We start from the raw sequence: 9,894 nt of genomic DNA on the forward strand, positions 1-9,894 counted from the left end.
TTCCTTTCACAATAGGAAGTGTATCCTAAGTCGACATTTTTAATGCTTGCTTGTGCAGAAGTTGTAGTGGTTAAAATTTTCCCTGTTGTTTTCCCAGTACTTTGAACTTTACCAACTAATAACCCTAGGTTTGTACTTCCAGTTGCTAAGGTTTTAAAACTGGCTGTTTGGAATGAAGAAGAATCAGAATTAACAGTTCCAAAATCAGTAGCTTGTGGATAATCTTCTGCGTTTTCATATGCTTCTTCCCAATCAATCTGATATTCCTCCGTTAATTTAATATCATTACTTTCAGCTGAAACTCCCCCAGGAAGTAATGATACTATTAAAATTGCCGCGCCAAGAGTACTCAATACTTTCTTCATTTCTTTATTCTCTCCTTTAACAAATTAGTAACCTATCAACAGTAACATATTTTTTGGAAAAAATGGGATATTTTACACAATTTTATGTATAATTTTTATATCTTGATATATCGAACTATTAAATATATTTACTCGCTTGTTTCCTTTTAGCGCGTATTAATGTACTTTTAGATATTCCTGTCATATTTTCAACCTCATTATATGAGTGACTTTTTAAAAGATTTAAAGCATGATCTATTTGTTTCTTGCTGAACTTATTTGGACGTCCTTCTCTAAAGTCCTTACGCTGCCTCGCAATAACTTTCCCTTCTTGGGTACGTTCAACTATCATATCCCTTTCAAATTCAGCAAAGGAACTTAGGATATTAAAGATTAGACGTCCTGTTGGTGTGTCTTCTACGATTCCAATATTAAGTATATGAACCTTCACACCACGTTCAAATAGTCTTTTAATGGTTTGAATCCCTTCTACCGTTGAACGTGCAAAGCGATCTAGCTTAGTAACTACTAGAGTATCACCTTCAGACAATATAGAAAGCAACTCTTGAAATTGTGGTCTGTCTATTTTTGTTCCAGTAAATCTTTCAGAATAAATCTTGTTGCAACCTTCAATTTCCAACAGTTTCAATTGTCCCTGTATCTCTTGTCCTACAGTAGATACTCTTGCATACCCGTATTTCATATGTATCCCCCTACATTAACGACACTAAGTTATGACACCTTCCAATACCTTGATAATACTAGATTCACATATCGGTGCCAATACTTTTAAGTTTTGACACCGATGAGTGATAATAAAAACAAAACAGATTCGAGGAATAGAACTACTCACTTACTTTTTCATAGAGTTTTTTGCAATAAAATTAATGCAAATGAGATAATCAACCAAAAAAGTAGTTTCCTTTTTTATTATCTCTTTATTGCTAATCTTTTCTCTAAAATCCATAGATTTACTTACTTGACAAATTACAAATAACACGACCCCGAAAACTATATATAGTATTATTTAGTTTTCGAATATCACTATATATTGATTAATAGATATAAAGGTTGATATAATAAAAAAGCCTAGAAAGGGGGATAATTTTACCAAAGAAAATTGTAATAGAGAGGTGGTGTCTAAAAATGCCAAAAAGATTCAATAGTGCTAAGCTGAATAGCCAAATTCGCAATACAGAAAACAAAATGAAAAGGGAATTAAGGAGTGCTGAACGTGAAATTAATCGAGAAATCAGTAGGTTGGAAAGGCAAATAAAAAGGAGCTTCTAATGTGTTGCAGCACTTAGAAACTCCAGAAGAAAATATTTGATATGTATATCGTAAAGGTTTTACTACTGAAATAAAAGACAAAACTTACGTTCTTATTCTCTTGAATCGAAAGGAGTATACATGAGAAGAAAATCTAGCTCACGAAAAACTTCCAGCTCTAAATTAGCATCCAAAGCATCTAAAGTTCTTAGAAGTAAAGGTTCTAGTAAAACGGCAAGAAGCTTAGCTGGATCTGTTTTATCCCAAGCTAAAGCTAAATAAATGCTCGATTCTGGAAGATAATTATGGATCAACAACATAAAAGAGAGCACCAGTTGGCACTCTCTTTTATGTTCAATTATGTAATTTCTGAATTTTCTGTCATAAAAGGACAAAAAATAAAAAAAACTGTCTAAAAATCGTTGCCTACTCTACAAAAATGTGCTAAATTAATGGGTGGGGACAGGACTATCCAATTGTACCTTCCCTATGCTTTTATTAAATGATACTACCAATATCATTTTTAGCATGTGTTTTAGCTTTTATACATTTTCTTAAAGTATCTTTCGTGACATATACAAAACGAATTATACAAAAAAGAAATTAACATTGCAACCCACAAGTTGTAGATTGTCATAAAAATGAAACATTTGCGGAAAGCAATCGGAAGGTCGCTTGTCTAATCCAGGTCCCTTAGAAATTAGTAAAGGGGGCCGACCGTTATGTGCAAGTTATCACCGCACAAACGCAAAGGGCATATGGTACGTGGACATTTCCGTGCTGGCATTTGGATACCAGAACACTTTCGTTCTGGATCATTTGTAAATGCTCATTGCATTTTTATTTTTTAACCTAAAAGAGCAGGGTGGATTAATCCACCCTGCTCTTTTAGGTGTTTTCCAATATATAAGTTAGAGCGAATGTTCGTTCCATCTGTCCAAGTTGTCCGTATTTCTATAAAATAACGGTAACTATACCGGGAGGGATAACGATGGATTCATACGAAAAAGCCTATACTCCTAAAGAGATAAGTTTAACTTTAGATATCGGTGATAGTACGTTGCGAAAATGGTGTATAGCATTAGAGAACCAAGGTTATCAATTCATCAGGAACGATCAAAATAAGCGTGTATTTGTTGATGCAAACATCGTTGTATTGAGACACTTTAAAGAGTTAGTTCAGAATCACAGCATGCAACTCAATAACGCTGCAATGCTTGTTGTAGATAGGTTTGGAAAGGGTACGTTCTCACAAGGAACGGACATCGTTCCAGCTGAAAACATACGTGATTTAGACCGTTCTAACGATAAGATAATAGCCAAATTGATGAATTACATAGAACAGCAAGAAGAACGCTTCGAGAAGCAAGAACAGTTCAACAGAACTTTATTAGAGAGATTGGATCAGCAACAACAATACATAGAAGAACGCCTAAATAAACGTGATGAAACATTAGTCCAGTCATTACGAGAAGTCCAGGAAACAAGAAAGTTAATTGCTGCAGCTGAAGAAAAACGAGAAGAAGAAAGTAAAAAAGGATTCTTACAGCGATTGTTCGGTAAGTGATGGATTTAAGAATACGTAGGGATTTAAATATGAATGCAATAGTTGTGGAGCCTTCTTTTCAATATCGTTGATCAAACATATTAGTTGTCCTGGATGCAAAGGTTCGGATATCAACCGAATAGGAGATGACATCACTTCTTATAACGAGCAAAAAAGAGTACGTTTATATACAACCGGAAGAACCCATAGCTCCTGCATCCAAAACAACAAACTAAGGAATTCTTACGTGTAGAGGACCTCTATAACTTCATGAACTCTCCGGATCCCTTCAATTAATTTAGGAACGATCAAAAGGGTACGAAGAAACTCTCTCTATAAATGGCTTGATAAACATGCAAACAAAACTGATACATAACCTAACAAATGTATATAAATTGAATTTATTTGGATAAAAAGGTAATTAAAAAGTAAATACCTCCCATTGGAAAGTGGTAAAATCGACTAATGGAGGAGGAAAGATATGACTCAACAACAACCATTGAATCCTATTGAACAAGCTAAAATAGCAAAAGAAACAGCTATCGATCAATGGATTCCTCGCAAAAAAGAATTAGCTAAAGAATTCATTCAAGATGAAGCAAAACAAAAAGCACGTAACTTAGTTAAGGGATCTGTTCACCTTTGTGAATTAGGGGAAAATATCGGTTCAGAACAAAGTGAAGAAAGACCGGTAATTATTGTGTCTAATGACAGAATAAATTCCACTTCTACTAATGTGAAAATAATCCCGTTGTCAAAAACACTAAAAACAAAACAAGTTGTTAATCGTAAAAAGAGAACAATTACAGTCCCTAAAGTAAAAACACACTTCTTTTTGATGAAAAGTAAGTACAAATTCTTAACCTACGATTCAGCAGCTATGGCTGAAGGGATTACAACAGTAAGTAAAGTCAGATTAGGAAAGCACTTAGGAAGTGTAGATCCTGATGACCTCGAAAAAATCATGAGTAGATTGAAATGGGTATTCGACTTTTAACCAGGTACCACCTTGGTTTTTTCGGCACCGGATGTTGACAAGCGTTACTGAGACAAGCTATAATCTAACTAACAGTTACATTCTCAGTGTAACACTTACATTGTCCTGCCTCGTTGCGGACCAAATCACACTTAAAAGTGAATTCTATTTGTGCATAAAGAAGGATCCAGAAATGGTTCCTTCTTTTGCATATTACGTATACTAAAAACATAAGCTATCTATACATTGTCCCTCTCGTCAGGGACCAATTCACCCTATCGGTATTCCGGTAGGGGTTATTTTATTTATTTAGAATTCAATACATAACACGAGTAATGTTATTACTTTTTCTCCAAATTACTGAATTTCTACAATTACTACTCTTCAAAAAGAGCTTCCTGATCAAAAAACTCTAAATCATTCCACATATCAACCTGCTTATGCTTCACCAACACAACAACCCACCCAAGCCTATTTGTTCGATAGCATTGATCATATACATAAGGTTCATATTTAGGGATGATTTCCGTTTTAATATAATAAAGTGTTTCGTTCAAAGGAAAATCATCTGGCCATTGTGTCAAAACCAAATGCTTATAATGATTTCCTTCATAATGCGATTCTTTTAACCACTCGTTTCTTGGTTTCTGCCCTTTAGCTAATCGTTTCCAATGACCTACTCGTTCCTTTAACCGTTCTATTTCAGTCTCTAATTCTTTGATTTTATCTTCCATTGCTTTATTTCCCCTTTCCTAAATAGACCTTTATAACTGTATCTCTTCCGTGTCCTAATAAGATCGCCACTTCCTTACGTGCTTGCAATGCTGCTTGTCCTGATCTTATGCGGTCATAGTATTGGTTCCTGGCATACTGATGTCTAATACCATGAAAAGTTAAATTCTTATATTCTTTCTGGATTTTCATTTCTTTTGTATATTGAAGATCTATCTTATGAGTTAAGGTGAAATATTCTCGATTATTAAAAATCCAATTTTGAATGGACTTCATTGATTGATGGTGGGCATTACCATGCGCGACGAAAATCTTTTCAGGAACTTTCCGATCTGAAAGGATCTCACGAAAAACACCTCTCGAGAACTCATTTAGTGGGATATCACGAGGAATTCCACCCTTAGTAGTTGTTAGCCCTAAATAACCGTTTTGAAGAGATGAACGCAGCTGCGAACGCGTTAAAGCCGTTACTTCTTCCAGCCTTCCCCCTGTACTTTCAGCTATTCGAATGGACCACTCTACATCGTTTCTTCCCATCGATTGAGCACGTAATACAGCCAAGTTGATTTCTTCTTTTGACCAAGCGCGATCAACCCCAATAATGACTCTTTTCTCAAGCTCAAACTTTTTATTGGCTATCTTTGCATCCTCAAGCTTATAACGAGTATCTGGTAGCATAGCATGAAGTTTTCTTATGCCAGCAAGATCTGTTTTAATGCTTGCTGCAGATACCCCATCCTTATGACTAGCTTTCACAAAGGATTCTAGGTGTCTATCACGTACGTTTCTAAAATTCGAAGAATTATATTCCTTAGCCAAATGCTTCGCAAACTCATAGCACGCAGCACGATAGCGTTCAGTCCCTCGTTTTCCTTGATGATGAGTACGATAATCAAATATCTTATCGATTTGACGACATAGATTCCTATAATTATTTTCTTGTTTAGTTGTTAGCTGCCAATTCCGTTTTGAATTCATCTCTACCTCCATATGTGCATACTTCGCCCACTGTTTTGTGTTAGCATTTCAGAGCTAATACAGTTCATTTCATTCAAAAACCTCAATATTGTGGGTGATCTGAGCGAAGTGTCTCAGTCTAACTTTAAAAACAAAAATTAGACTGAGACACTTCGCCCCACGCCCTTGTAATAGACGTTAAGTAACAGTAGAATCAAACCCGCATTGCAGGTGCGAACTTCGTTCGCGATTCCGTCAGCGCCTGCATAGAGCAACTCGCGATTGCAAGCATCCCCGACCAAAAAGATGGCGCATAGCACAAATATTTCTCTAACCTGAAGTTGTGCCTTTCTATCAGGTTAGTGTTGGATCCTCAAGCTTTTAGGTGTATTACCACCATTCCAGCGCTGACCCATGGCGCCTTTATACTGCTGCTTATCCTTGCAGTCCAGTCGTTCCAGCTGTGTCCCTAGCTAAAGAACTGTTCATATATAAGAAGATCGATGTTTAAATACAAATAGCTAGAAAGGTTCGATCATAGACCTTTATAGCCTCCCTTTAAAAATGACTAGCATTTTTAATTAATTTAATAGCATTAAGTGCCTCCCAATGTGTCGTTTATTTATATAAAAAGTCCACGCCCTGAAGCATCAATACATCAACATTTGATGTATGAAAAATCTCTCCAGTCCGTGGACTTATCATTTATTTATTAAATTTAAACTCTCTGCCTCAAAATAGACTTTTTCTAAGGATATATTGTCACCAAAAAGTGTTTAATATTGACTCTCTTATAAACACCTTTAATAAAGGATCCTCTCAAAAATATGTTGACTAAATAAAAAAACGATCTCAAGATCCATTCTTTTATAATCACTATGCCTAAAGAAAGGCATACTCATCCTAGGGATAGTTTGATAAAAGAATCGATCCAAAGATCGCATTAGTTTAATAAATAACCGCTGACCTCATGGGTCGCCAATAAAAAAAAGAAAATGTTTATACTCTTATTTTAAATCTTTTTCTTACGATTTGCTAGCAGAATAAGATATTATCGAAAAAAATGATTAAAAGTTATTTTAAAGGATCTATTTTTAGAATTATATTAAGTATATGAAATCACTAAAATTGACTTAAGGTGGTAATATTAATGCTCAAATATATAGATAGTAAGAAATTTGGAATTATAGAATTTAAGTCTCAGCAGGAAATCATTGCAAACTATCAACGAAAAACAAAAGAACAATATAAAGCTCTAAAACAGCGTATAGAAACAATACAGGATAGTCATAAAAAATAAAGAAAACTTTTATTATACAACTATAAATACGGTGTTTTTTCTATAATTCTCAATATCTTTCCATAGCAAATAAAAGGATAGGGTTAATAATTTTTTTATCCTTCTAAAAAGTCATATAAGTATGTAGGTCTATTATGACCAGCTAAACATTCACGACGTCTTTCAACCATAAACATTCCTCTTAAGGTTCCAAAGAAGTATCCTGTAAAAGCTTTTTTTACTCGATTTTGTTTATAAGCAAAGACTGTTTCATTAAATGCTTGGATTGTTATATCTTCTAATTCTTCTAAAGGTCTCTCTAAGCCACATATTTGGTGTGCTAAGCGAGTTTTCCCCCATAATCGATAGATTTCCTTTGCATCGTTAAAAAACGGTCTAACGGATTCTACAAAGGCTTTAGGAACATTAGAAGGAACATACTTAGCATCTAATTTGTTATTACTTTGTTTACGTTTATTATTTAATAAAGATCTTTTAGTTAAATTATAGGTAGAAATATTTTTTTGCTTTTCATCCTTACTCTCAGAAGGGATTTCAGGTTTTTCTGCTTGGAAATCTGCTTGGAAATGAAGATCAAAATAGCTTGTCCAAAACTCAAAGTATGGATGATCTACAAATAGATGAATCGGACATCCTCGTCCATTGTGTTTAGTCGATTTACGATAGATAGTCACAATTAGCCCTAGCTTTCGAAGTTCTTTCGCCACATTACGAACTGTACGATCAGAAATATCATGACGATCTGCGAGATAATCGTCACCAGCAAATACAAAACCACGTTCAGCAGCAAACCAGCACATCATATCAATAGCTTGTTTGGTACCTTCCTTTAGACGATAATATTTATCTCCAATTGACTCCTGGACCAACTCTCTTAATCTCTTTTTTTCTTTTTGTTGTTGTGATTGATTCTCTGCATAGCGTTTATAGCTCATCATTTGAGAGAATTCATGTTGTGATACGATCCGCATAAAAATAAGCCTCCCCATCTATTGGAGAAGCCTACACCCGTTTTACTCTATGAAAATATACACCTAAATAAGGCATATAACATAAATTTCCCTAATGTACCACTTGATTTCTTTATCTGTTTTGAGTACACTTTAAGTAACATTTTTAATTTAGGGAAACCGGGTCTACAATCAATATTCCTCAAACTTTGGTCGGTGCGAGAAATTGGGTGTAGGCTTTCCTTTTTTTATATGTGTTTTTAAAAATCTATTATTTTTTCTCTTTTTAGACATTTTATCACAATTTAATAGATTTGTTATGAAAGATTCGAAAAGGGTAATAAAAACTTTCGATGTTTTTTTCATACAAAAAAGGATCTTCAAATAGAAGATCCTTTTTTTGAATCAATTTATTTGATCCTTCAGAAAAGTCAGCTTAACAGTATTATTTTTCACTTTTATAAAATTCAATAACCCTTTGATGGCTCGTGAAGAAAGGTTTTTGATAAAGGTTTAACGCTTTTAAATCACTTAATATTTTCTCTTCTCTGTTATTCATTATAAGTAAAAATTGCCTTGCATCTTCACTATACATTTTTTCCAGAACATCATGATTGAAACTTATAGTAGTCGGTTGATCTTTAACAATTTTTACACCTTTTGAAATTAAAGAGCTATTTCCAAATTCATCAACTAAGACAATATCAACTTCGGTATCATAAGGAATTGCTGATAATTTTATACCTCTAACTTTTTCTTTTGTAAGTAATATACTTCCTTTAGATGAAAATTCAACTTCATCATTATTCTCTCCCACCCATATAGGAACGGGAAATACATCTTGCTCAGGTTTAAGTTCATTGTTATCTAACTGGAAAGCTTGCTCATTTACCGACTCTTTACTAAGAGTAATATCCTTACTTTGCACAAAAAAGCGAAAGCTACCAAGATTCCCACCATTATAATGTTCAACCTCACTAGTTTGGTCTATTGGAAAAAAAGTTAACTCTTGCATTCCGTTAACATCCCACTTTAAATCAATATTAATTGTATGAGAAGAATGAGGTGAAACTTCATATGTTATAGAAGATGTCCATTCAGATGAATTTTGAGGTTTTATTTTAATATTTTCATTTCCTTGAAAGAATAAAGTTTTGATTATTAGTGGATCTTCCCTATCATTTTCAAAAGTTAATTTTCCAGAAATAATAGACTTTGATTTTGGTAATTTAATATACGTGAACTTTTCTCCCTGAACTTCTTCATATTCTATATATTCTTCATTAGGATTAAAACTCTTCACTACTGTAAATGGAATAGTAGAATCAAATGAATTCTCAGAATCATCTAGAATTCTCATATTTTTAGACACCTCCACACTTGTGTTTTCTTCATTTAGAATCAATGTATCTTCTTCATTTAATAACTCCTTATTTTGACAACCAACTAATATAAAAACGCAAAACCAACTAAGAATAAAACTTTGTCGCAAGATCATAATTTACTCCTTTAAATAAAATGGCGCTGTAAAAAGTAACAGCGCCATTTTTATATTAAAACAAATCACTATCTGAAGTTACTGCATTGTAAATAACACCATTATTTGTTGCTGTATGGGTCGATAAGCCAGTAAAAAATTGAGTACTTGCTCCTAACGGAAAACTACATTTAGATGTTGCAGATGATTTACCTACTGCTATCTTCCTTTCACAATAGGAAGTGTATCCTAAGTCGACATTTTTAATGCTTGCTTGTGCAGAAGTTGTAGTGGTTAAAATTTTCCCTGTTGTTTTCCCAGTACTTTGAACTTTACCAACTAA

Annotated in this window: 12 protein-coding genes and 1 pseudogene; 5 read left to right on the forward strand and 8 right to left on the reverse strand. The window is 33.9% G+C overall.

The window, feature by feature from the left end; translation table 11 throughout:
* Together LC095_RS26275 and LC095_RS26280 are read right to left on the reverse strand one after the other, a co-directional pair.
* Positions 1–365 (reverse strand): annotated as a pseudogene (locus LC095_RS26275) (hypothetical protein); the annotation flags it as partial.
* Between the two features lie 118 nt (positions 366–483).
* Positions 484–1,047 (reverse strand): recombinase family protein, encoded by a 564-nt coding sequence (locus tag LC095_RS26280; RefSeq protein WP_226530865.1) that lies wholly within the window; start codon positions 1,045–1,047, stop codon positions 484–486.
* A 443-nt stretch (positions 1,048–1,490) separates the two neighbouring features.
* Between LC095_RS26280 and LC095_RS26285 the strand changes: the two genes are divergently transcribed.
* The gene (locus LC095_RS26285) at positions 1,491–1,634 is read left to right on the forward strand and encodes a hypothetical protein (protein WP_226530866.1); all 144 of its coding nucleotides are present in this window, start codon (positions 1,491–1,493) and stop codon (positions 1,632–1,634) included.
* Positions 1,635–1,726: 92 nt separating this feature from the next.
* On the opposite strand, the gene LC095_RS26290 is transcribed toward LC095_RS26285, so the two are convergent.
* Positions 1,727–1,927, reverse strand: coding sequence for a hypothetical protein (locus LC095_RS26290; RefSeq protein WP_226530867.1), 201 nt, complete (start codon positions 1,925–1,927; stop codon positions 1,727–1,729).
* Positions 1,928–2,335: 408 nt separating this feature from the next.
* On the opposite strand from LC095_RS26290, the gene LC095_RS27015 reads away from it, so the two are divergent.
* From LC095_RS27015 to LC095_RS26300, 3 genes are all read left to right on the forward strand, one after another.
* A complete protein-coding gene (locus tag LC095_RS27015) occupies positions 2,336–2,464 on the forward strand; it encodes a hypothetical protein (protein WP_264196217.1) in 129 nt (42 codons plus the stop codon).
* Between the two features lie 140 nt (positions 2,465–2,604).
* Entirely contained in the window at positions 2,605–3,180 is a 576-nt protein-coding gene (locus LC095_RS26295) for a DUF3967 domain-containing protein (protein WP_226530868.1), read from the forward strand.
* A gap of 460 nt (positions 3,181–3,640) precedes the next feature.
* A complete protein-coding gene (locus LC095_RS26300; RefSeq protein WP_226530869.1) occupies positions 3,641–4,156 on the forward strand; it encodes a type II toxin-antitoxin system PemK/MazF family toxin in 516 nt (171 codons plus the stop codon).
* Positions 4,157–4,512: 356 nt separating this feature from the next.
* On the opposite strand, the gene LC095_RS26305 is transcribed toward LC095_RS26300, so the two are convergent.
* Positions 4,513–4,869 (reverse strand): hypothetical protein, encoded by a 357-nt coding sequence (locus LC095_RS26305; protein ID WP_226530870.1) that lies wholly within the window; start codon positions 4,867–4,869, stop codon positions 4,513–4,515.
* Positions 4,870–4,873: 4 nt separating this feature from the next.
* Complete coding sequence (locus LC095_RS26310; RefSeq protein ID WP_226530871.1) at positions 4,874–5,845, reverse strand: tyrosine-type recombinase/integrase; 972 nt, start codon at positions 5,843–5,845, stop codon at positions 4,874–4,876.
* A 1,129-nt stretch (positions 5,846–6,974) separates the two neighbouring features.
* On the opposite strand from LC095_RS26310, the gene LC095_RS26315 reads away from it, so the two are divergent.
* The gene (locus LC095_RS26315; RefSeq protein WP_226530872.1) at positions 6,975–7,124 is read left to right on the forward strand and encodes a hypothetical protein; all 150 of its coding nucleotides are present in this window, start codon (positions 6,975–6,977) and stop codon (positions 7,122–7,124) included.
* A 95-nt stretch (positions 7,125–7,219) separates the two neighbouring features.
* Here the strand turns inward: LC095_RS26315 and LC095_RS26320 are convergent, their stop codons facing one another.
* The 3 genes from LC095_RS26320 to LC095_RS26330 form a co-directional block, all read right to left on the reverse strand.
* Positions 7,220–8,095, reverse strand: coding sequence for a helix-turn-helix domain-containing protein (locus tag LC095_RS26320; RefSeq protein ID WP_226530873.1), 876 nt, complete (start codon positions 8,093–8,095; stop codon positions 7,220–7,222).
* Between the two features lie 424 nt (positions 8,096–8,519).
* Positions 8,520–9,572 (reverse strand): hypothetical protein, encoded by a 1,053-nt coding sequence (locus tag LC095_RS26325; RefSeq protein WP_226530874.1) that lies wholly within the window; start codon positions 9,570–9,572, stop codon positions 8,520–8,522.
* Between the two features lie 55 nt (positions 9,573–9,627).
* On the reverse strand, positions 9,628–9,894 hold a 267-nt coding region (locus LC095_RS26330; RefSeq protein ID WP_413467560.1), incomplete at its 5' end, for a hypothetical protein.

Origin of the sequence: Metabacillus niabensis (genome assembly GCF_020524345.1) — a bacterium.
Classification (GTDB): domain Bacteria; phylum Bacillota; class Bacilli; order Bacillales; family Bacillaceae; genus Metabacillus; species Metabacillus niabensis_B.